The 20,722-nt window shown below is 54.6% G+C and carries 22 protein-coding genes; 9 read left to right on the top strand and 13 right to left on the bottom strand.

Annotated features, from left to right (window positions below; translation table 11 throughout):
* The first annotated feature begins 48 nt into the window (after positions 1–48).
* Complete coding sequence (locus ACR0E6_RS08720; protein ID WP_480582425.1) at positions 49–1,017, top strand: restriction endonuclease; 969 nt, start codon at positions 49–51, stop codon at positions 1,015–1,017.
* Between the two features lie 29 nt (positions 1,018–1,046).
* Here ACR0E6_RS08720 and ACR0E6_RS08725 read toward each other — a convergent pair whose 3' ends face one another.
* From ACR0E6_RS08725 to ACR0E6_RS08765, 9 genes are all read right to left on the bottom strand, one after another.
* The gene (locus tag ACR0E6_RS08725; RefSeq protein ID WP_480582426.1) at positions 1,047–1,451 is read right to left on the bottom strand and encodes a DUF5681 domain-containing protein; all 405 of its coding nucleotides are present in this window, start codon (positions 1,449–1,451) and stop codon (positions 1,047–1,049) included.
* Positions 1,452–1,539: 88 nt separating this feature from the next.
* Positions 1,540–1,899: a ParB N-terminal domain-containing protein gene (locus ACR0E6_RS08730; RefSeq protein WP_480582428.1), complete on the bottom strand. Its 360-nt coding sequence runs from the start codon at positions 1,897–1,899 to the stop codon at positions 1,540–1,542.
* A 64-nt stretch (positions 1,900–1,963) separates the two neighbouring features.
* Positions 1,964–2,494, bottom strand: coding sequence for a gluconokinase (locus tag ACR0E6_RS08735; RefSeq protein ID WP_170525039.1), 531 nt, complete (start codon positions 2,492–2,494; stop codon positions 1,964–1,966).
* Between the two features lie 11 nt (positions 2,495–2,505).
* Positions 2,506–3,639 carry a Gfo/Idh/MocA family protein gene (locus ACR0E6_RS08740; RefSeq protein WP_170525036.1) on the bottom strand — a complete coding sequence of 378 codons (1,134 nt, stop codon included), beginning with the start codon at positions 3,637–3,639 and terminating at the stop codon, positions 2,506–2,508.
* A gap of 12 nt (positions 3,640–3,651) precedes the next feature.
* Positions 3,652–4,392 carry a sugar phosphate isomerase/epimerase family protein gene (locus ACR0E6_RS08745; protein WP_480582430.1) on the bottom strand — a complete coding sequence of 247 codons (741 nt, stop codon included), beginning with the start codon at positions 4,390–4,392 and terminating at the stop codon, positions 3,652–3,654.
* Between the two features lie 64 nt (positions 4,393–4,456).
* Complete coding sequence (locus tag ACR0E6_RS08750) at positions 4,457–5,536, bottom strand: ABC transporter ATP-binding protein (protein ID WP_170525028.1); 1,080 nt, start codon at positions 5,534–5,536, stop codon at positions 4,457–4,459.
* 5 nt (positions 5,537–5,541) lie between these two features.
* Entirely contained in the window at positions 5,542–6,447 is a 906-nt protein-coding gene (locus ACR0E6_RS08755; RefSeq protein WP_170525025.1) for a carbohydrate ABC transporter permease, read from the bottom strand.
* Positions 6,440–7,330: a carbohydrate ABC transporter permease gene (locus ACR0E6_RS08760; RefSeq protein ID WP_170525021.1), complete on the bottom strand. Its 891-nt coding sequence runs from the start codon at positions 7,328–7,330 to the stop codon at positions 6,440–6,442. Before ACR0E6_RS08760 ends, ACR0E6_RS08755 begins: the two co-directional genes overlap by 8 nt.
* 79 nt (positions 7,331–7,409) lie before the next feature.
* Positions 7,410–8,636, bottom strand: coding sequence for an ABC transporter substrate-binding protein (locus tag ACR0E6_RS08765; RefSeq protein WP_480582431.1), 1,227 nt, complete (start codon positions 8,634–8,636; stop codon positions 7,410–7,412).
* 174 nt (positions 8,637–8,810) lie between these two features.
* Here ACR0E6_RS08765 and ACR0E6_RS08770 point away from each other — a divergent pair, with 174 nt between their 5' ends.
* The 3 genes from ACR0E6_RS08770 to ACR0E6_RS08780 are packed head-to-tail and all read left to right on the top strand — an operon-like array spanning position 8,811 to position 12,057.
* Positions 8,811–9,863, top strand: a complete 1,053-nt coding sequence (locus ACR0E6_RS08770; RefSeq protein WP_170525018.1) for a LacI family transcriptional regulator — start codon at positions 8,811–8,813, stop codon at positions 9,861–9,863.
* 23 nt (positions 9,864–9,886) lie between these two features.
* On the top strand, positions 9,887–10,942 hold the full coding sequence (locus ACR0E6_RS08775) for a sugar phosphate isomerase/epimerase family protein (RefSeq protein WP_170525015.1): 1,056 nt from the start codon (positions 9,887–9,889) through the stop codon (positions 10,940–10,942).
* Positions 10,939–12,057 (top strand): Gfo/Idh/MocA family protein, encoded by a 1,119-nt coding sequence (locus ACR0E6_RS08780; protein ID WP_480582433.1) that lies wholly within the window; start codon positions 10,939–10,941, stop codon positions 12,055–12,057. Before ACR0E6_RS08775 ends, ACR0E6_RS08780 begins: the two co-directional genes overlap by 4 nt.
* Before the next feature lie 334 nt (positions 12,058–12,391).
* On the opposite strand, the gene ACR0E6_RS08785 is transcribed toward ACR0E6_RS08780, so the two are convergent.
* Complete coding sequence (locus ACR0E6_RS08785) at positions 12,392–13,204, bottom strand: DEAD/DEAH box helicase family protein (RefSeq protein ID WP_480582435.1); 813 nt, start codon at positions 13,202–13,204, stop codon at positions 12,392–12,394.
* A 188-nt stretch (positions 13,205–13,392) separates the two neighbouring features.
* Entirely contained in the window at positions 13,393–14,091 is a 699-nt protein-coding gene (locus ACR0E6_RS08790; RefSeq protein WP_480582436.1) for a hypothetical protein, read from the bottom strand.
* A 368-nt stretch (positions 14,092–14,459) separates the two neighbouring features.
* Here ACR0E6_RS08790 and ACR0E6_RS08795 point away from each other — a divergent pair, with 368 nt between their 5' ends.
* A complete protein-coding gene (locus tag ACR0E6_RS08795; RefSeq protein WP_480582438.1) occupies positions 14,460–14,858 on the top strand; it encodes a nuclear transport factor 2 family protein in 399 nt (132 codons plus the stop codon).
* 213 nt (positions 14,859–15,071) lie between these two features.
* Here ACR0E6_RS08795 and ACR0E6_RS08800 read toward each other — a convergent pair whose 3' ends face one another.
* A complete protein-coding gene (locus tag ACR0E6_RS08800; protein WP_480582439.1) occupies positions 15,072–15,557 on the bottom strand; it encodes a hypothetical protein in 486 nt (161 codons plus the stop codon).
* 71 nt (positions 15,558–15,628) lie between these two features.
* Here ACR0E6_RS08800 and ACR0E6_RS08805 point away from each other — a divergent pair, with 71 nt between their 5' ends.
* The 3 genes from ACR0E6_RS08805 (at position 15,629) to ACR0E6_RS08815 (ending at position 17,540) form a co-directional block, all read left to right on the top strand.
* On the top strand, positions 15,629–16,102 hold the full coding sequence (locus ACR0E6_RS08805; RefSeq protein WP_480582441.1) for a DUF6714 family protein: 474 nt from the start codon (positions 15,629–15,631) through the stop codon (positions 16,100–16,102).
* Positions 16,103–16,119: 17 nt separating this feature from the next.
* Entirely contained in the window at positions 16,120–16,428 is a 309-nt protein-coding gene (locus ACR0E6_RS08810; RefSeq protein WP_480582443.1) for a hypothetical protein, read from the top strand.
* Positions 16,429–17,201: 773 nt separating this feature from the next.
* A complete protein-coding gene (locus ACR0E6_RS08815) occupies positions 17,202–17,540 on the top strand; it encodes a type 2 periplasmic-binding domain-containing protein (RefSeq protein ID WP_480582445.1) in 339 nt (112 codons plus the stop codon).
* Between the two features lie 135 nt (positions 17,541–17,675).
* On the opposite strand, the gene ACR0E6_RS08820 is transcribed toward ACR0E6_RS08815, so the two are convergent.
* Complete coding sequence (locus ACR0E6_RS08820) at positions 17,676–19,025, bottom strand: tetratricopeptide repeat protein (RefSeq protein ID WP_480582447.1); 1,350 nt, start codon at positions 19,023–19,025, stop codon at positions 17,676–17,678.
* Positions 19,026–19,459: 434 nt separating this feature from the next.
* Between ACR0E6_RS08820 and ACR0E6_RS08825 the strand changes: the two genes are divergently transcribed.
* Positions 19,460–20,722: a DUF3179 domain-containing (seleno)protein gene (locus ACR0E6_RS08825; protein ID WP_170452387.1), complete on the top strand. Its 1,263-nt coding sequence runs from the start codon at positions 19,460–19,462 to the stop codon at positions 20,720–20,722.

Genomic DNA, 20,722 nt, shown 5'->3' on the forward strand with positions numbered 1-20,722 from the left:
CGATCAGTGACATATTCTGTTGACTTCCGTCCTAAACGAAGCGCTGGTATGTCACCGATCGACGACAAGGCGCGGCGGATGAAAGACCAGTTGAACCCATCAGATGTGCGATATGTAAAGCTAGGCTCTGGCGGCAAACATGTTGATTATGCCCTGGAGAATGCGGTCATTCCTGTCGACTTTGACCTGGCCGACCACTCGCTGTGTCTGGAAGGCGATTGGGAGATGTTGCTAACAACGATGACCCAGGCCGGGCGCGGAATTCAGGCCGCAAAAGAAGATATACGGGAATTGAAAGACTTCTACGACCTGCCAGACGGCTCGCTTTGGATTACAATGGCGCGTGGGCACCTATGGTGGGCGCTTGCGGGCGACAAGATCGAACTATCCAAGGTAAAATCGTCGGGCCCGGTGCGTTGGCGATCAACACAAAGTGGCTGGTCCAAAATATCGCTTGCTGGCACCCCTCTCCAACTAAACACCCTGAGTTCAGCGCTCACCAAGACAGCATCATACAGGCGGACAATTTGTAAGGTCGAGGCTCAGGACTACCTGTTGCGATCCATCCGGGGAGAGCGCCATCCGCTACAACACCACGCCTGCGCGCTCACCGACGAGATGCATAATCTGGCAGAGCAAATGATCAGGACCCTGCATTGGGCAGAATTTGAAACATTGATTGATCTCATCTTCCTGCGAAACGGCTGGCGGCGTACCAGCCTGCTGGGTGGCAACATGCCTGATGTGGACCTGGTGCTCGAGCAACCCCTGACCGGGGAAACGGCCTGGGTTCAGGTCAAGAGCCAGGCACGTCAGGCTGAGCTCGACAGCTATATTGAACGATTCTTAGCCGATGGGTCCTGGGACCGTTTCATATTTGCATGTGCCGATCCACGCGGCGCATTGGCCCTTCCAACGCAAAGGGATTTGAACCTGGACATTTGGACAGGCAACGAGCTGGCCTCAAGAACTTTGGAGTCCGGGCTTTTTAAGTGGCTGTCCGACAGGATGGTCTGACTCACTTAGCTACGCCATTCCAGTGCTGCCTATGTCGGACGGTGCCAGGGTTGTTCATCCTCCTTAACGTATTCGACCCTGAGCAGCGTGGTCTCAAGCGTGCAACCTTCAGGCGCAACAAGACGGCCGTAGCCCATGTTATTGACCTCCTGCGGGCTGTATTTTTCCTGTAGTTCATCAAGTAGAACTTTGGCTTTCAGATTACCCTTCAGCGCTTCACGCTGAATCATCTTCAACACCAATTCCACAGTCGAGTAGCGCTTGCGTTCGCCGTCTTCGCTGACAACATGTGTTTCATGCGCAACTCTCTGGACAATAGGCTTCATCCCTTTCGCACCGCGCGGTCTTCCCTTGGGATTGCCAGATTTTCCTCTTTGGAACCTGGTGGGATAAAGAGGATCGAAATCCTCAAGCGGGTCAGCACCATCGGTCATAGGCTAATTCCTTGATACATAAATTAGGGGCTTGGCCATACTTTGCACCTCGCGGCTTGCCCCAGTCTTTGAGCGTTGAAGGTAGCCATTAGGTGTCGTTTTCATGTTCTTGCACGGGGGCTCTTGGTGCGATCACCACTCCTGTTTGTATCTTCGATCGCGGGGGTGTTATGGCTTCATATTTTTCAAACTGCTTTAGCACGTACCTTGCCGATTGGATGTTTCCCTTGAGATCAAATGGGATTTCCAACTCATCGAGGTACTGGAATTCGAGCGCCAGAAGGCCTGCATCCCAACCCGCATTTTCAGCAAGCTTGTTGTCCGCGATGACATAAGCCCGAATGTCCTCTTGGCTCATGCCTGACAAACAGATCGTTGGGACTTGCTCCAACCCCAAGAGTTTGGCTGCCTCGACACGGCCAGCCGTCGCCCGCAAGCCCGTGACCATTGCTAGCGCTGTCGTCAAATCAGGTCAGAAACGGTCATCTCAGACCGCTTGAGAAATACAGTTGCTAGCTAAGAACCGATCGGGCAGCTGCTTCGACGGCATCCTCGACCACCGGCATAGGAGCAGCGGCATCTATTGCGATAACGCCTTCATTTTGGAGCGGCGGCTCCAGAGTCGCGAACTGGGTATCCAGCAAAGATGCTGGCATAAAATGGTCCCTGCGCGACGCTATGCGCTGTGCAATGGCATCGCAATCGGCATCTAAAAAAATGAACTTTAAATGCCCGACGTGGGTGCGAAACAGGTCACGATACTGCCGTTTAAGGGCAGAGCAGGCCATGACGACATGCCCCTGACATCGGGCGGTTTCTGCGGCCTCACACAATGCATGCAGCCACGGCAATCGCATCTCATCGTTGAGCGGGGTACCCCGATTCATGGCCCTTCGATTGGCTTCCGGATGGTAATGGTCGGCTTCAATGAATTTAGCGTCCAGTCGCTCCGCGAGACTGCGTGCGATAGTGGTTTTGCCAACACCAGACACGCCCATGACAATAAAGACATGATTTCGGGTGGCCTTTGGGGGTTCAACCATAGGAGTGCAACTCAAATGAGTAGAGCGCGGGCTTGATCCGGGAGCAACGCATCCGGACGTTCGCAAGAGGTGACTATATCGACCCAGCGTCGTTCTTCAGCTGACTGTAGGATTGCGGTCATTATCTCGACCACGTGAGTCGCTAGTTCCAAGCTGCAACGATGCGGCCTTCCCGTGGCGACGGCAGCGGCCATATCCGCAAGTCCTGCACAGCGGTAGTTGGCACGGTCATTCCCTTGCCCGTCCTTGGCATTGGGGATCTCAAATGCATGATTGCGAGACGCAATAGCGGTGGCATCGCCGTCCTGCTTAGCTAGATAAACCTCACCCCCAAAGAAATTTGGATCAGGAAGGTACAGCGAACCATCAGTTCCATAGAGCTCCATATTCTCATGGCGATGGGCGCAAACATCCCAACTCGCGCCAAGGGTGATCAGCGCGCCGTTTTCGAATTCAAGCACGGCGTGAATATTGGTCGGCGTGTCCACAGGCACGGTTTCGCCTTCGCGCGGGCCATTGCCGATGGTGCGGGTCGGAAAGCTGGCCGAAGCCATGGCTGTCACCGCTTTCACCGGCCCGATAAGTTGCACCAGGCTGGTCACATAATAGGGACCGAGGTCAAGAATGGGTCCGCCACCGGGCTGGAAAAAGAAGTCCGGATTGGGGTGCCAAGCCTCCATTCCGCGCGACATTACGTGACAGGTACCACCGATGATGTCCCCGACCAGATTTTCGTCAATGGCTGCACGAGCGAGTTGATGGGCACCGCCTAGGAAGGTGTCCGGCGCCGATCCTACGCGCAGACCTTTTTCCGCCGCCAGGCTCCGCAGTGCTTCGCCCTCTTCAAGGGTCAGCACGAAGGGCTTTTCGGAATAAGCGTGTTTGCCTGCCTCCAAAATCCGTTTGGTCACATCGAAATGTGCCGCCGGGATCGTCAGGTTGACGATGATCTCAATGTCATCAGCAGACAGCAGATCGTCATTCGTATCGGCGCGGACGGAAAACTCTTCGGCCCGTGCCTTGGCGGCATCCATGTTCAGGTCGGCAACCGCCCGGACCTCAAGCGCCTCAAAAAGAGGCGCGAGCTTAAGGTAAGAGTTCGAGATATTTCCGCAGCCGATGATGCCGACACCAACAGTCTTCATGTCTGCGATCCCTCAAAATGCCTGAACAGTGGCCAGCGAGCGGGTCGCCATGCGGACGTGGTCATTGGGGTTGTCATGCTCGATGACATAACGCTCGACCCCGGCGGCATCCATCGCCTGCTTGATCGCGGGCCAGTCCATGATGCCGTGACCAACATCGGCCCAGCCGCTCTCATCGGCATTTTCACCTTCGGGGGCTCGGTCCTTGACGTGCACGGTGGTGATGCGGTCGGCATATTTCGCTAGCCATTTCGCTGGGTTGTGCCCAGCCACTTTGACCCAGGCCAAATCCAGCTCAAGCATGATGTCGTCCGAAGCGGCGGCGATGATATCCAGCGGAATCTGCCCGTCGACAGGAACAAACTCGAAATCGTGGTTGTGCCAGCCGAACTCAAACCCAGCGGCGGTGATCGGTTCGCCGGCTTTGGCCAGACGCGTGGCAAATTCCTGCCAACCGGCCAGAGTTGTCGGGCGTTCGGCCGGCGGAATGAAGGGCACGATCACCGTCTTGATTCCTAGAATCTTGGCAATCTCGATGGCTTTTTGCGGTTCGTGCTCTACGAGATCGGGCGCGAAATGGCCCGTCGGCATGGTCATGCCATGGGTCTCGAGCAAGGCTTTGGTCTTGGCCAGGTCTTCATAGTAAGGGCCAACACCTTCGACCTCTTTGACGCCCAACTCGGCGAGCATCTTGAAGGTCTCTTCAACGTCCCAATTGCGGGAGGAATAAAGCTGATAGGATATAGACGGCATGATCTGTCCTTTAAGATCAAGTTGAGGGGATGGCTTCGGCCCGTTTTCTGGATTGGAAAGCGGCTTAGAGCCGCAATTCCGATTGAATATCAAAGAGCGAGGATTGTGACAGGTCGAAACCAAGTCGCAGTTTCTCACCGACCTTCACATCGGCCTGCCCCTCCATGCGCACGCGGAAATGGTTGCCCGCAACAACACAATCCACCAGCTTGTCTGAGCCAGTTGGTTCAATCAGGTCGATATCCACATCGATCAGATAGGGCGCGTTCTGCACAAGCTCTCCGGTGACCACATGTTCTGGGCGGATGCCCAAGGTCGCAGGGCCTTCGATCGAACCCTCCGAAGAGAATTCGTAGCCGGACAGCGGGATCTTCTGCTCGCCCACTTCGAAGTGACCGTCCTTGATCTGGCCATCCATGAAATTCATTGACGGCGATCCGATGAAGCCCGCCACATATTTGTTGACCGGGCGGCTGTAGATTTCATCAGGGGACGACAGCTGCATGATCTGACCGCCCCGCATGATCGCGATCCGATCGGCCAGCGTCATCGCTTCGATCTGGTCGTGGGTGACGTAGATCATGGTGTTTTCGAGGTTCTGGTGCAGGCGCTTGATTTCGACCCTCAGATCCGCGCGTAGTTTCGCATCGAGGTTCGACAACGGCTCGTCAAACAGAAATACATCGACGTCGCGCACCAACGCACGCCCGATGGCCACACGCTGACGCTGACCACCGGACAGGGCGGCAGGTTTGCGTTTCAAAAGCGGCTCGATTTGCAGGATTTCCGAGGCGCGTTTGATCCGCTCGGCGATCTCAGGCTTTGGCAGGCCCGCATTCTTAAGGCCGAAGGACAGGTTCCCCTCGACCGTCATCTGCGGGTAGAGCGCATAGGACTGGAACACCATGCCGATGCCACGTTCGGACGGCTCGGCCCAGGTAACGTTCTGACCGTTTATGTGGATCTGCCCAGCGGAGATATCCAGCAGGCCTGCAATACAGTTCAACAGGGTGGACTTGCCGCATCCGGACGAGCCCAGGAGCACCAGGAATTCGCCCTTTCCGATATCGAGATTGAGGTCTTTGAGGACTTCAACCGATCCAAACCGCAGGTCGAGATTTTTGATTTCTACTGAATTTCCCATGATGTTCAGCCTTTCACCGCGCCGGCGGCGATGCCGCGCACAAAGAGTCTTCCCGAGACGAAATATATAGTCAGTGGCACCAATCCGGTGAGGATCGTGGCGGCCATATTGACGTTGTATTCCTTCACGCCTTGGGTCGTGTTGACGATATTGTTCAGCGACACAGTCATCGGATAGCTTTCCGGGCCGGTGTAGACGACGCCGAACAGGAAGTCGTTCCAGATGCCTGTCACTTGCAGGATCATCGCGACCGTGAAGATCGGCAGCGACATGGGCACCATGATGCGGAAATAGATGCCCCAGAAGCCCGCCCCGTCGACGCGTGCAGCCTTGAACAGCTCTTCAGGCAGCGACGTGAAATAGTTGCGGAACAGCAGCGTCAGGATCGGCATCCCGAAGATTGTGTGAACAATGACCAACCCCGATAACGATCCGTATAAGCCAATCTCGCGCAGCATGATGACAATCGGATAGAGCATCACCTGATAGGGGATGAAGGCGCCAAAGATCAGGATGGTGAAGAACAAATCCGCGCCTTTGAACTTCCAGTTGGCCAAAGCGTAGCCGTTCACCGATGCGATGATGATCGACAGGATCACCGAGGGGATCGTGATCTGGACCGAATTCCAGAACCCAGTACTGAGACCGTTACAGGTCAGACCGGTACAAGCCTCGGACCAGGCTTTGACCCAGGGCTGAAAAGTCACCTCCATCGGCGGGGCAAAGATATTGCCCATCCGGATTTCCGGCATACCTTTCAGCGACGTCACGATCATGATGTAGAGCGGCAGAGCGTAGTAGGCAGCCACTACAAAGAGCGTGCCGTAGAGAAAGATATTGCGCCGCGAGAAGGCCTTTTGCGGTTTTGGCCCATGTGGGTCGGTGAAAGCGGAAGCGGAAGTATTAGCCACGGTTCTTGCCTCCAAACTCGAGGATAGCCCAGGGGATCACGATGATTGCGACCGTCACCAACATCATGGTCGAGGCAGCAAAGCCCTGACCCAAATTGTTGGCCTGGAACATCATGTCATAGACGTATTTGGCGGGAACTTCGGTGGCGATGCCCGGACCCCCGCCCGTTTGCGCCACGATCAGGTCATAGAGTTTCACAATGCCCGTCACCACCAGTACAAGGGTCGTGATAAAGACCGGGCGCATCATCGGGATGACAATGAAGATATAAGTTTTCCAGGCGGGGATACCGTCGACACGGGCCGCCTTCCAGACCTCTTGATCGATACCGCGAAGACCGGCGAGCATCAGCACCATAACGAGCCCGCTGCCCTGCCAGAGGCCAGCTATGAGCACGCCGTAAATCGCGATATCGGCCGTATAGAGCGGGTCGAAGGTGAAGCTTTCCCAACCCAGACCACGCACGATATTTTGCACGCCGAATTCCGGGTTCAGAATCCATTGCCAGACCAGACCGGTGACAACGAAGCTGAGCGCATACGGGTAAAGAATAATGGTCCGAATGGTATTCTCAAATCGAATCTTTTGGTCAATCAGCGCAGCCAGAATGAAGCCGATCACAAACATCAGAACCAGCATACAGAAGCCATAGATGGCAAGGTTCTCGATTGAAACCAGCCATTTACGCGTTGTCCATAGCCGCTCATACTGGTCAAGGCCAACCCAATTCAAGCGCGGTAAAAGCCCTGAATCGGTAAAACTGTAAACAACCGTCCACACGGTTCCGCCAACAAAGACAAAGAGAGCGGTCAACACCATTGGTATTGCTGCAATCTTTGCTGATTTGTTCCGGAACAGCTGGTTTGGGCGCGTCGAAGTCATCGCCTATCTCCCTGCTGAAAGCCCGACAATCAAAGTGGATGGGTTAGCCCGTTCGAAAACGCGCCAACCCCAGAGTTGTTTAGTTTGCGCGTTCAATAATGCGCACGAAATCGGCGTGTGCATCTTCCGGGGAGTAGGAAGGATCGGCAAAGAACTGCACCATAAGATCGTCGATCTGAGATTTGGTGTCAGGGGTCACCAGCATGTTGAAGTCCGGCAGAAGTGCGCCTTCCGCAAGCAAGGCCAGACCCTGCTGCATGCAATCATTGGCTGCTTCGAGGTCGATATCACCCCGGACCGGCAACGAGCCTTTCGCTAGGTTAAAGCTTACCTGCGTTTCAGGCTTGAGAAGCAGGGCTGCGAGTTCGGCTTGGGCCGCCGATAACTCCGCGTCGTCGAGCACGGGGAAGTAGAATGCGTCACCGCCCGTTGATAGACGCGGGTTTACGCCAAGACCAGGCAAGCAACTATAGTCTTCACCGGCAACCTGACCGGCAACCGCGAATTCACCTTGTGCCCAATCACCCATGATCTGGCCACCAGCCTTGCCCGTGATCAGCATGTTGGTGGCGTCGTTCCAGTTCTGGACGTTGGAGTTGGCAGCCATATCCCGCGCGGACGCGGCTGCGGCGAACACGGAAGCCACGTCTTCGCCCGCGGCAATCTCGATGTTCTTGTCGCCATAAACGCTGGTGAATACGTCGCTTGGCGGCAAGCTTGCCATGAAGACATTGAATGCGCCGGCCTGCTGCCAGCCCTGCTGACCTATGGCCATCGGGATTTTCCCGGCAGCCTCAAGAGCGTCTGAAGCGGCAACGAATTCATTCCAATTGGTCGGTACCGCGACACCGGCGTCTTCAAAAGCACCATGGCTTACCCAGAGCCACTGCCAGGAATGGATGTTCACCGGGGCGCAATAGACGCGCCCGTCGACGGTGCAGGCTTCCAGCAAGCTGGGAGGGTTCACAAGGTCAAGCCAGCCTTCGGCCTCGGCGATGTCGGTGATGTCGCGCAGCAGCCCTGCTTCGATCAGCTCTTCGGCCTGACGACCGTGGTTGAACTGGAACGCGCCCATTGGGTCGCCACCTGTCAGGCGGCTCACCATAACAGCGCGCGCGGCGTCGCCTCCAGCGATCGCGCCGTCAACCCAAGTATTGCCCGTGGCATTAAAAGCATCGGCGAACTGCTGGACCGCTACGGCCTCACCGCCCGACGTCCACCAGTGCATAACTTCAAGCTCAGCGGCTGAAGCGCTGGATGCGGCGACAATCGCCGTTGCTGACATCAGCATTTTAGTCCGGTTCATGGTTTCCTCCCACCTATAACGATATAGTTTTTCTCCTATAACGTTATAGTTTCTCCTTGCAAGTGTTTTTTTGTACGCTTTATTATTGGGGTGCGACCTTTCGCAGACGGAGGCGAAGCAAGAATTGCTGAATAGGTTCAGGCCTGTCTAAGCAATGTTCTGAGGTGTAGGCTAATGAGACGAAGCGCAGATGTAATCGCTGGATTGAGCAAAAAAGAACTGTCGGCGCTGGTTCATCCAGGCGAACGACCGACCCTGAAGACAATCTCGCGAATCAGCGGTTTGGCCGTCGCAACGGTCTCACGCGCGTTGGGGGATGCTCCGGATATCGGCAGCGACACCAAAGAGCTTGTACGCAAAATCGCCGATGCGGTTGGCTATGTCCCAAACCGAGCCGGGGTCCGCCTCCGGACAGGACGAACAAATGTTGTCACCCTCGTCGTGCCCGCGGAGGGCGATGTCATCAGCAGCGCAACTCGCCTTACGAGTTCAATCGCACTCGAGTTGCGCGGGACACAGTTTCACCTGAACGTGTTGCCATGGTTTCCAGACGAAGATTCGTTGCGGCCGATCAAGTACATCGTCGAAACGCGGTCAGCCGATGCGGTGATCTTCAATATGGTCGAACCAGAAGACCAGCGCGTCGCGTATCTGATGGAACGCAAGTTTCCATTTGCGACGCACGGGCGTTCGAAGTGGTGCGCCGATCACGCCTATTCCGACTACGACAACGCTGCATTCATGCGCATCGCTCTAAACCGTCTTGCAGAGCGTGGACGCAGAAACATCCACGCAATTCTACCACCGCTGCATCAGGCCTATGCCACGGACATGAAGCGCAGCCTGCTTGAAACCGCACCTCATCTGAATCTGAGCTATCGAATTGCCGAGAAGATCTCCAGCGACGATTCTTCCGACGACATCCGGCATTGGCTGCTGAACAGGTTTGAAAAGTCACCAGATATCGATGCTGTTGTCTGCGCTTCCCCCAAAGTAGCCATCGCGACCATCGGTGTTCTCGAAGGCCTAGGGCGCAAGCTGGGCAAGGATATCGACGTGTATTCGAAAGAAACCGTGCCGTTGCTGAAGACATTCCGCGACGACATCCTCGTCGAAACTGAGGATGTCGGGAAGACGGGCCGGTTCCTCGCAAAGGCTGTCATGCAGCAGCTGATCGCACCCGATGAGCCGTTGATGCAAAGGCTGCACGTTCCTCCTGAACACTAACAATCCATCGCAAGGAGAAAACGATGGCAACTCAAATCAAGGGGCCAGCCCTTTTTCTGGCCCAATTCGCGGGCAACGAAGCGCCCTTCGACTCCCTGGCCGGGATCACCCGCTGGGCCGCGGGGTTGGGCTACAAGGGCGTGCAGATCCCGACCTTCGACGCACGCCTGTTTGACCTTGAACAGGCAGCGACCAGCCAGGCCTATTGCGACGAGATTAAAGGGATTTGCGCGGACGCGGGTGTCGAGATCACCGAACTATCGACCCATCTTCAGGGCCAATTGGTGGCCGTGAACCCCGCCTATGACGAAGCCTTTGACGCCTTCGCGCCTGAGGTTGTGCATGGTAATCCCAAGACGCGGCAGGAATGGGCCGTGGATCAGATGATGAAGGCCGCCGTCGCCTCCGAACGGCTTGGCCTCAAGCACACGGTCAGTTTCACAGGGTCTCTGGCATTCCCCTATCTCTATCCCTGGCCGCAACGCCCTGCAGGCCTAATCGAAGAAGCTTTTGCCGAACTAGGTCGCCGTTGGATACCGATCCTGAACCATTACAAGGATCACGGGCAGGATATCGGGTTTGAAATCCACCCCGGCGAAGATGTCTTCGACGGCGCCACCTTCGAGATGTTTGTGGATGCCTGTGGCGGCCATGAAGCGGCGATGATCAACTACGACCCGTCGCATTTTCTGCTGCAGCAACTGGATTACCTGCAGTTCATCGACCTCTATCACGACCGCATCAACGCGTTCCACGTCAAGGATGCCGAGTTCAATCCGACCGGGCGTCAGGGCGTCTATTCCGGCTATCAGGGGTGGACGGATCGCGCCGGGCGGTTCCGGTCGCTTGGCGATGGCCAAGTCGATTTCGCGGGCATCTTCTCGAAACTGACCCAATATGGCTATGACAGCTGGGCCGTTCTTGAATGGGAATGCTGCATCAAATCACCGGAACAGGGTGCGGCCGAAGGAGCGCCCTTTATCGAGAAACACCTGATCGAGGTGACCGGAAAAGCCTTTGACGACTTCGCCGGTGCAGAGCGTGACGATGCGCAAATCAAACGGATGCTAGGACTATGAAAAAACTAAAACTTGGAATGGTCGGCGGCGGCCAAGGCGCATTTATCGGTGGTGTGCACCGCATCGCCGCGCGTATCGACGGCAAGTGGGATCTGGTCGCGGGAGCGTTGTCATCCAACCCTGAACGCGCGGCGGCCTCGGCGGTGGAGCTGGGCATCGCGCCGGAGCGGTCTTACGACAGTTTCGAAGTCATGGCCCAGCAGGAAGCCGCACGTGAAGATGGCATTGATGCGGTTGCGATTGTAACGCCAAATCACATGCATGCAGGCCCTACGATCGCGTTTTTGAATGCTGGGATTAACGTGATCTGTGACAAACCCCTTGCCGCGACACAGGACGATGCTGAGGCAATCAAAGTCGCCGTGGACACTTCAAAGGCAAAATTTATCCTGACTCACAACTACACAGGTTACCCGCTTATGCGACAAGCCCGTGAGATGATTGCACGTGGAGATCTGGGGAAATTACGGGTGGTTCAGGCCGAATATGCCCAGGATTGGCTGGCCGAAGACACCAGCAACAAACAGGCCGATTGGCGCACCGATCCCAATATGTCCGGCGCTGGAGCGATAGGCGACATCGGCACGCATGCCTTCAATCTTCTCTCTTTCGTATCGGGTCTTGGTACGGAAGCGCTGTGTGCAGACCTGCATTGTTTCGTAGATGGCCGTAAGGTCGATGACAATGCCCACATCCTTTTACGTTTGGAGGGTGGCGCGAAGGGTATGATTTGGGCCAGTCAAGTTGCCGTTGGTTGCGAAAACAGCCTGACATTGCGCATCTATGGCGATAAGGGCAGCATTGAGTGGAACCAAGAGAACCCAAATCAGATGAGTTTCACCAGATTTGGGGCGGCCACACAAATCCTCACACGGGGCGGCTCTCATTTAGGCGATGAAAATGACCGTTGGACGCGCATCCCTCCTGGGCATCCCGAGGGGTATCTAGAGGGGTTCGCCAATCTCTACAGTGACGCAGCAGATCTTATCAGCGGATCTAGCGATGGGCTTCTCCTCCCAGGGATTGACGTTGCTATGAATGGGATGTGGTTTATCGCAGCGTGTCAGGCAAGCTCCAAAAATGACGCGTCTTGGGTGCACAAAAAATCAAATTAAGGCTTTAAGTGCTTGGGGTAAGCTAAATTGCAGCCGTTACAATATATATAGCGAAAGCCCGCTTCGTCTCGCGTTCTGTAAATTGCCGCCTTTAATAATGTTGCGTCGCTCACGAAGGGTCGAAATCGCTGCCGCACCGCGTCATGGAATTTCGTGCTTGTGCAGAATATTTGCCGCTGCGCGCACTCGCGGCATGAAATTAAGATGACCGGCTTGGGCTCGTTGCCGCCTTTCACTACTTTTTACATCAATGACCGGCCACAGCCCAATTTGGACCTTCGCGACCAACCTTAGCGGTTTCGGATATACCAATGGAGCTGACTTTTACCCGGGACTACACTTGATACCAGTTTTCGACGTCTCGGGCGACTTCCTCGACTGTGAAAGCAGCCTCTACCTCTGCGACAGCACGTTGCACTTCGTTTGGGCTTGCACTGAGCTCCAAGATGTTCGCATTCAGGTCATGGGCTGATCCGGCATCTGAATAAATCGTATCGACCGCAATTCCGATGGCATTTCGGTGTTGCAGCAGGTGTTCAAAAAACCGCAAATAGATCGTCTCCTCGTACGGGGAGTGAATATCCACCTCAGAGACTAAGCCCAATTCTGCGGCTTTGGCGCATGTCTGGCGCCAAGCCAGTTCCATTGTCGATGGTGGCGCATCTCTGGCCTCATCAGGATGTTTTGGGTTCGCAAACGTAGACCTTCGGATGGCTTCGAGATTGGCGCGCAAGCTCTTTGTGGGAACAGGAAAGATGAATGTGGTTTCCTCGGAAGCCAAGGCTGGTTCAACCTGATCCGGCTGCGCCTGGATGAACTCGGAAAACCTGTTTCCGATGATAGGGACTTCACCGATAATCATGTCTGTGAGGTCGGTTTTCTCTGCCAGCCATCGCGCCAGGGCTCTCCGACCCCACAATCCAGCTGCCCTTCGTATCAACGGATGAGTTCCATCCGAAACATCTGGATACTTTGTTAGTATGTCTTCGGTCTGAAACGCCGCGAGCCCCTTATCCCAACGCATGATATGCACGCGACGTCCCAAGGAGACCGAAATGGATATCTGCTGACGCAACAGGAATGACTTTCCAGATGCTGGTAGTCCGGTGAAGAAAACCATGCGGCAACGACGAGCAGCGTCGGCCAAGTGTCTTCCAATCTCAGTGTCCGCAAAACTGTCGATAGAAATTGCGAATCTCCTAATTCGGTGTCGGCCACAGGCCAAAACGGCAATTGGGCTTTGCTGCCCAAAAACCGTTTCCAGAACGCGACCTTTAAAGCCAACCAGACAATATCAGGTGCAATGCGGGTGACACGCGCACCAATGCTGCCTGATCAGTCAGTTGCGAAGCAATAAAACAGGCCCGCCCCGCCAGAACGTGGCAGATGTTCCTCCCCGCAACCGCGCGAGCCGTGCGATGAGTTCCAGGACAACATGTTTCGAGCATCGTTGAGACCTACACGGTCATGGTGTCCGACAATCGCGGATCCGTCCTCACTATTCGAAGTCCAGTTGCTGCATGTCGTGTCACCACCTGCCGTCGAGAAATATCCAGCGGAATCGGAGCCGGTAAGAATGTCATGTTTGTTCGGCTGACTGCCACGCCCATTGACAGGGTTGCCGTTTTCGTCGAGCGCGGTTTGAAGATTAATATTCACGCCGTCACTGTGCAGGTCTTCAACATTGTTGGCGATGAGCTCTCCATTGGCATTATACCAAGGACCCGACCCGATCCGGTCGCGTGCAGAAATGCCATTGGTGATTGTCATCGGGTCAGTGCTGCGATCAATGGACATTGAGGTGCTCAGATAAGCCGCAAAAGCTTTGGAAGAACCGGCCGCCGACGCAAGCGCGTTGCAATGAGCATCGGCACCTTCGAGGCCGCCTAGATTGGCACCATCCCCCTTGCCTACACTAGTGATGAAGAATGACATCTCCTCACCTGCCGATTGCGCCTGTGCGGCCGTTGCGAAACAGCAGACTACGAGTGCAGCAACCCCATGAACAGTTGTTCTGTTGGTGAACTTCGACATGTTTGTCTCCCTTCGTGCTGAGTAATCACTGATGCTAGTCGTATGCTCTGATTGGGTCCACGAAATAGCGCTCACGAATTTGGGAACGTGGCAGTGAAGCGCGCGAGGCATATGCTGATGGAATATCGGTTGGCTCAGATGTGTAGCCGACTTTCGTCACACCCGCAGAAAACAGAAATTTGGGTGCGTCCGACGCTGTCGCTGCGAGTTTTGCGAACGCCCGGTTCGGAGGAGTGCTCTTTATGCTGCGCTGGGATTGAACGCCTAAAACGCGGACCTATGACTTATTGCACGTACGCGTCTAAGATACATCTATGGTCTCACCTTCAAAGCCAAAGAGCGGCCATGTCCGAGAAAGGGCAACCGAAATGTTGTTTGCTGATGCGCTAGAGAAAGCTTCTTCGTACGCTGCTGCTTGGAGTTCCAACGATCCAGCGCAGGTAGCGGCACATTTCGCTGAAGATGGGGCGGCACGGCTCAATTCCGGCAAAGCAATTCGAGGTCGGGGAGCGATTGCTTCGGATTACGCAGCACCGTTCTTCCGTGATTTTCCTGGTTCTTCTGTGTTGCTGCATGATTTTCGTTTATCAGGGAACCACGCTCTCTTCACCGGCATGCTCGTCGGTCCCGGAAAGCGTGAAGATTCTCCTGTTCGCCTGTTGGGCTGGGAGGAGTGGACCCTCGACGAAAATGGCTTGATACAATTGTCTTTGGTTTGGTTCGACAGCGACGACCGTGCCAGACAGGGCGGTGGCACTTTCTCATAGTATTATCGCCACGCAAAGCGGGTATTTTAGCATTTGAGAAGGCAGCAAAGCTGATCCTCAGCAAACGAAAACTCGTTTACGTATTCGGTCTAACTATGCGGAATGTACTCGCAGCCAACTGTGACAGGTGCAGTACCTCCTACCAAATGCGTACCCAATTGCGATTGAAGTGAGATGGCAGGTGGGCTCCAATGGCATTCGTTGCCGAGGTGGTCACACAGTCTTCTGAATCTCCTGCGTTAGGCGCCAATGTTTGGGTATACATTGTTCCTCGCAGGTGACGGGTTTTCCGACCCTTTCAAAGCGATACCCAGTGGCGTGGAAGCAAATGTGACCGCCGCGACGGTCATTCAGTTCGATGGTCCAGGCAAATTCGGAATATTCTTTTCCGTGGATCCGAACCGGTTCTCTGGACCGGGTAATCCGGTCGATTGGCAGCGGTGTAACGGTCGATTTCGGAAACGAAAAGAAAACGGACAGATCGGAAACGCCCTCGAAACACAGATTGACCTGGGAAACGGAGAAACTGAATTGCCCGTTGTCCTGCCTGATCCATTCCTCAATATGATCAATGTCGAGTTTTAGCTCACTCACCCAGTCATCGTTGTCTGGGTCAGGCGAAATCAATTTTAGGGCATAAATGGAATTGTCGTGGAATTCATGACTGACGTCCTGAAAGAGCTTTTGTCCGTTATCCATCGCAATCACTCGAATCCGAATCGTTGCTGATACACTCGATTTCGGGGTTTCAGCCAGTTTAATGTGGCACCATGCCAAAGGTAACGACAACAACGGAAGATCTTGCGACCCAGATCATTGCTGCATTTGACGGCCTTGATCCACCTGCTGATGATGAACTTCTTCACCCCGAATGTATGGATGACGTGGATATTCTTGAATTCTACGGCGGGGTCAAATGGCATGAGATGACCGATCAAATGATCGTTTACGGTTACGCTGCCCCCACTGCCTTCAGCGCCAAGGCATTTCAGTACTATTTGCCTGCGTATCTGCTTTGGGCTCTGCGAAATTCAGACAGTCCGGAATATGCCAGTGAAAGCATCCTACTTGCACTCGACCCTGGCGCATCGAAAGAAATGCTGCACGAGTTCAGGAAGTCCAAGTTCACCCAATTGACGCCTGCACAGACGGAGGCCGTGTCGAGGTTTCTGTACCACTTCAGCGACCATCCTAATCTTGGTGAATTTGCACAAGCCGCATTGATTAACTACTGGATAGAATAAGGCATGTGGTTACCGGCTTGATGTTGTTTACGTATTTGATGTGGCTCTTCGCAGCGCTTTTTGTCGTAACCGGTTTGCCGTTGGCATTGGCTGAGGATGAGCAATGGCAACGGGTATGGGGGGGATCCAGTGCGCTGTCACTTGGCCTTTTTGCGATATCGATGGCAGCAGATGGTTTGCTTAGAGGCCAGATAAGAATTCACTTTTCGGTTATCCGCCGCTCCAGCCAACCGCGTTTGTTCTTCAGCGCTATCGCATTGGTGTTCGCAGCCGGCGCCGGAGTCATCATTGCTGCTATCTGGGCGATTCTCTTTAAGGATTGGTAAGATTTGCCCAGCACGGTGTGACTTCAGAACCAATGGACCAATTTAGACTGAACGAATACGACCGTTGCGATTTCGTTGGTTTGTCAATTTTCCATGCTTTCGAACCAGTCGAACACCATAGTACCCCACTCCATTGAGAAGGAAGTATTGTAGCCTACAGCATTGCACATTCAGCGGGTGCAGACGGAAAAGCCCTAAACCGATCACCCGAGTGGAGCACATGGATGACGGAAGGGTCGGCATAACCTCCGGATGTTTACAACAATCAAAACGGGCAAATTGGGCTCACAACAGCCGTTGGTTACACTTCACGTGAATGTCGGCTTCCGACATTCAGATCAGGTTTGTTTAGCCCGCTCCCCCTATCCTCTTCACTGTTAGTCGTAAGAAATTCCCTGATCATCAGAGAAAAATTCCCTGTTAATCGATCTAGGGAAAATCCACGCAAGCCACTGTTTTTAAGAGTAACTTCGAGCTCCAAACCTCCGAAAACGGCCTAAATCTATTAGTTTTCCCTGTAAATTCCCTGTTTACAGGGAATTTTGGGCCGAGACTAGCTAGCTACAAACTGCCTGCACAGCCATGATCTTCCGATAGAGCAACAAAAAAAAAATCCTCCCGTTTCACCTGATGTGTCTCCAAGTCTCCCGACAATGGGACGAAAGATCGGTTGCACACTTCCTGTCCCAAAATCGAATATCGTAGCCCACGACGCAGCCGCGTCGGGTCTTTTCTCCAGCCTCGCGGTCGCTCCTTCTAATTCATGAAGCGCCTTGTCTATTTGCGTTGATCTGTTGAACGCCTACGGCAGGAAATTGGAACTGAGATCATCGGAACGCTTCGGCGGCCTGGCTTGCGGAACAACGATCTGTATTCGAGGAGGTACGCATTTTTGGGCGGACGGTATGGTGTATCTTGGCGCGATCCAAAAAGGCATGGGCATCGGGATCGGTTGGCGTCCGATGCTCAGTGAGTTTCTGGCAAATGAAACACTGGCTCTTGCCTGCAGCCACGAACACCCAGCATCGCGTGGCTATATTTGCTCGATCACGCCGGAGGGTTCAAGAAAGCCCGGCACGGCGCGGTTCCTGGATTGGATAGGCACAACATAGCCTGAACCATGTGACGGCGGAGCGAGACACTTCCGATTGGAATTTTTGCATATTCAATTCTGGCATCGCAGATTCAGGCAAAATACGAGCGCCTTGCTTCCGGAGTTTGAATTTCAGCGTCGGATGTTTACCGGATCATTGATCAACAGGTAACGGCGCAATTTCGTCCAATGCGGACAGGATATCCTCGGCATGGGCCGGATCAGCAAACAAGGTCCGAAACAAAGCCGCAAGGGGGTAGTCAGGCCAGGCTTCCTGCAAAAGCAGGATTGTTGCAACGGCTTGTTCGTGTTCTCCCAACCGTTGATATCCGGCGGCCAGATACCCAATCGAAATTGCGCTTACCGGGTCGCCCAGTCTTATCGCTTCGTTGAACTGGTCCACTGAATCCTGAAAATCCCCCAAATGGAAACTCGCAGAGGCCAGGACGCTTCGATATGGGAACCTTCGATTGTTCGGGTCGCTCTCTTGCGCGCGCGTGGCAGACGCTATTGCGCGTTCGAACGCGCCGCCAAACAATGCAAACAAAGCGTCAAAATTTGTGACATGGATGTCGTCCGGCGCGAGGCTGATCGCGCGCGCGGATTGCTTGAGTGCTGCATCAAAATCGCGATTGGCGAATGAGACCAAAGCAAGCGCAGAGTGGCTCCACCCCTCATCGGGGGCCAGTTCCACTGCCTTGTTCGCACGCACCCTTGCGAGGTTCAGCAGGTCGCGTTTTCCCTCACCGGGCGGAGCGGTGATTGCCAGAATTCCCATGGCTTGGGCCGAGCCTGCGAAACCGCCGAAATATGTCTCATCCAAAGCGATAGCCCGGTCGAACATACCACGTACTGCGTGCAGCCGTTCACGATCAAGAACCGGAAACATCAACGGGCGCGCCTCGGCGGCCAGGTTCACCGCCTGCAACTTTGTGGGGTTGGTGGAAAACAACGCTTCTCTGACCGCTTGCTGTTTCAAGGTGTCATCGGACTGAACAGAGGTGACTTGCGGCACGTCTGCAGCCTTCGAGAAAAAGACGATTGCCCCAACCCCCAGTGCCAACAGAATGGCCATTCCGGGCAGCAGGTATCTCGGCAACGGCCGCTTCCGTCTCTTTCCTCGCTCGGGCTCCAGCAACTCGAACCGGGGCACGTACCCACCGGGATCGACATGAATACGCAGGCGCTGATCCTTCCCGGAATTCGAGTAATAACTGGCCAGCCGTCGGCGCATTCGGCCCGCGTCGACACGTACCACCGCCATCGGGTCGCCACCTGCGTCCAGCGATCTGCCATAGACGTCCTCGGCAATTGACTTGGCGCGAATGTCCTTGGATTGCCCCGTCAAAAGCTTTTCGACGACGTAGCTTAGAAAAGACTGCAAACGCTCTGCCCCGTCAAATTCGGGGCTTTCCAGAATCGATGCCAAAGCCTGCCGGATTTCTACATCCGAAAGAGTCGACCCAACCGGATCAGGACCCGGATCTGTCTGTAATTTCGTCAACGACATCGCCTTGGAAGCTTTCAGGCAACCTATAAGCCTCTGAAAAATAACATGTTACGTCGTAACATACGTTAAGATACCTGAATATGTAAATGAATTTCAGCGATATTGGATGGGAAAGGAGGGGGAGCGCGCCTCGTCGCTGGGGCAGAACTTGGGAACATGCGATTTGAGGATCACTATGGACACACTGTCGATGTTGTTTCCGGACCGGGCGAATGAAATCGGACGCCTTCGAAGCGCGGACACTGTGTTCGCCCAAATCTGCGTTGATTATGAAAGCCTGGCTGCCCTGTTACCCTGCGATGCCAGTGATCCGACCTACTCTGATTTAATCGATAGCCTTCGGGGGCTTGAGGACGAAATTCACCTTTACCTCGCGTCCAGATCAAAACCTCCCGAAGGCTAACCAGAACACAGCAAAGGCGATCCAAATGCTGGCAAATCTCTTATTCTACGCGGGTCTCATCGTATCGTTGACGATAGGGTTCATGTATTTCCGCGACCTCGGCGACATCAGCCAAATGGTGTTGAAGGTGAAGCGGAACAACATGATCCGATTTATCCGCAACGAAAACGCCTATCTGGCCGCCGGTATCGGAGCATTGATCCTTATGCTTATTGGCCATTTGATGGGCGGTGGCCCCGGATGGTTGTTTTTCCTGGGCATGCCGGCCGTGACCGTGCTGATCATCTTCCTGTTCGTCTTCCCCTGGGTTTGGGTCCACATCGGCCTGCGCAATCAGCAAAACAGCGCGCAGTATTTCCCGATCTCAGAAGCGCGCGATTACATCAATCCATCGGCAAGCGTTCTGGTGATCGAGAACAATGGCCACGCACGCGCTCATTCCGACGCGCAGTTGATGCGCCCGCATCTGGCCGGGAATGCGAAAGGGCTGGGTGGAGACGACATCGTGATGACCTATTGCGCGATGGCCAATCTGGGTCTGGCCTACAAGCCCTTAGTCGATGGCAAAAGACTGGACCTGGAAGTTCTGGCCCAGCACGGCAACAACCTGATCCTGCGCGACAACACCAGTGGCGAACCGATCCAACAGATCTATGGCCATTTCGACAGCGACGCCTCAGGGCAGTCCGCAATGCAGCCCTGGCCAACCTTCCGGATGAGCTTTCGTGGATTTCAGAAAGCCTACCCGGACGGTGAGGTTTTTCTGAACAAACCGTCATCGAACCCATTTCTAAGGCTGTTCGATATGTTCACAGAAACCGTGTTCTCGTCGGGCATCGCAAAGCAGCATCAGGAATCCGCGCCGGTCATGGACAACATGAGCCACAGCGACGACCGCCTTCCAAACAAGACATACGTCTGGGGCGTGACGGTTGGTGACGATGCCGTGTGCTGGACCGATGATTTCATTGCCGAACATCACGGGCTGATCAACGCCACGGTGGGCGGTCGCGAGGTCGTCGTGTCCTATGACCCGACCTATGAAAGCGTTGGCGTCTGGTACAATGACAGCGGCACGCCAGTGACAGAGATCGATTTCTTCGGAAATGCAAATTGCGGCAGGCTGAACCGGGTCGAAACCCTGCGATCCGGGATGTTCTGGCACGTCTGGGTCGAGTTCTTCCCCGGCACCGACATCAACCGCACAACCGCAGGGCACACCGAGCCCACTCGCCCGCAGTCCGCTGTCGACTCCGCAACCGAACAAACACCGGAGCAGAACCAATGA

It is taken from the genome of Ruegeria sp. AP12, assembly GCF_056540025.1.

Excerpts from the sequence above, each read along its gene's own strand:
- ACR0E6_RS08720 (WP_480582425.1), top strand. The coding sequence starts at position 49 with ATGTCACCGATCGACGACAAGGCGCGGCGGATGAAAGACCAGTTGAAC.
- ACR0E6_RS08725 (WP_480582426.1), bottom strand. The coding sequence starts at position 1,451 with ATGACCGATGGTGCTGACCCGCTTGAGGATTTCGATCCTCTTTATCCC.
- ACR0E6_RS08730 (WP_480582428.1), bottom strand. The coding sequence starts at position 1,899 with ATGGTCACGGGCTTGCGGGCGACGGCTGGCCGTGTCGAGGCAGCCAAA.
- ACR0E6_RS08735 (WP_170525039.1), bottom strand. The coding sequence starts at position 2,494 with ATGGTTGAACCCCCAAAGGCCACCCGAAATCATGTCTTTATTGTCATG.
- ACR0E6_RS08740 (WP_170525036.1), bottom strand. The coding sequence starts at position 3,639 with ATGAAGACTGTTGGTGTCGGCATCATCGGCTGCGGAAATATCTCGAAC.
- ACR0E6_RS08745 (WP_480582430.1), bottom strand. The coding sequence starts at position 4,392 with ATGCCGTCTATATCCTATCAGCTTTATTCCTCCCGCAATTGGGACGTT.
- ACR0E6_RS08750 (WP_170525028.1), bottom strand. The coding sequence starts at position 5,536 with ATGGGAAATTCAGTAGAAATCAAAAATCTCGACCTGCGGTTTGGATCG.
- ACR0E6_RS08760 (WP_170525021.1), bottom strand. The coding sequence starts at position 7,330 with ATGACTTCGACGCGCCCAAACCAGCTGTTCCGGAACAAATCAGCAAAG.
- ACR0E6_RS08765 (WP_480582431.1), bottom strand. The coding sequence starts at position 8,636 with ATGAACCGGACTAAAATGCTGATGTCAGCAACGGCGATTGTCGCCGCA.
- ACR0E6_RS08770 (WP_170525018.1), top strand. The coding sequence starts at position 8,811 with ATGAGACGAAGCGCAGATGTAATCGCTGGATTGAGCAAAAAAGAACTG.
- ACR0E6_RS08775 (WP_170525015.1), top strand. The coding sequence starts at position 9,887 with ATGGCAACTCAAATCAAGGGGCCAGCCCTTTTTCTGGCCCAATTCGCG.
- ACR0E6_RS08780 (WP_480582433.1), top strand. The coding sequence starts at position 10,939 with ATGAAAAAACTAAAACTTGGAATGGTCGGCGGCGGCCAAGGCGCATTT.
- ACR0E6_RS08790 (WP_480582436.1), bottom strand. The coding sequence starts at position 14,091 with ATGTCGAAGTTCACCAACAGAACAACTGTTCATGGGGTTGCTGCACTC.
- ACR0E6_RS08795 (WP_480582438.1), top strand. The coding sequence starts at position 14,460 with ATGTTGTTTGCTGATGCGCTAGAGAAAGCTTCTTCGTACGCTGCTGCT.
- ACR0E6_RS08800 (WP_480582439.1), bottom strand. The coding sequence starts at position 15,557 with ATGGATAACGGACAAAAGCTCTTTCAGGACGTCAGTCATGAATTCCAC.
- ACR0E6_RS08805 (WP_480582441.1), top strand. The coding sequence starts at position 15,629 with ATGCCAAAGGTAACGACAACAACGGAAGATCTTGCGACCCAGATCATT.
- ACR0E6_RS08825 (WP_170452387.1), top strand. The coding sequence starts at position 19,460 with ATGCTGGCAAATCTCTTATTCTACGCGGGTCTCATCGTATCGTTGACG.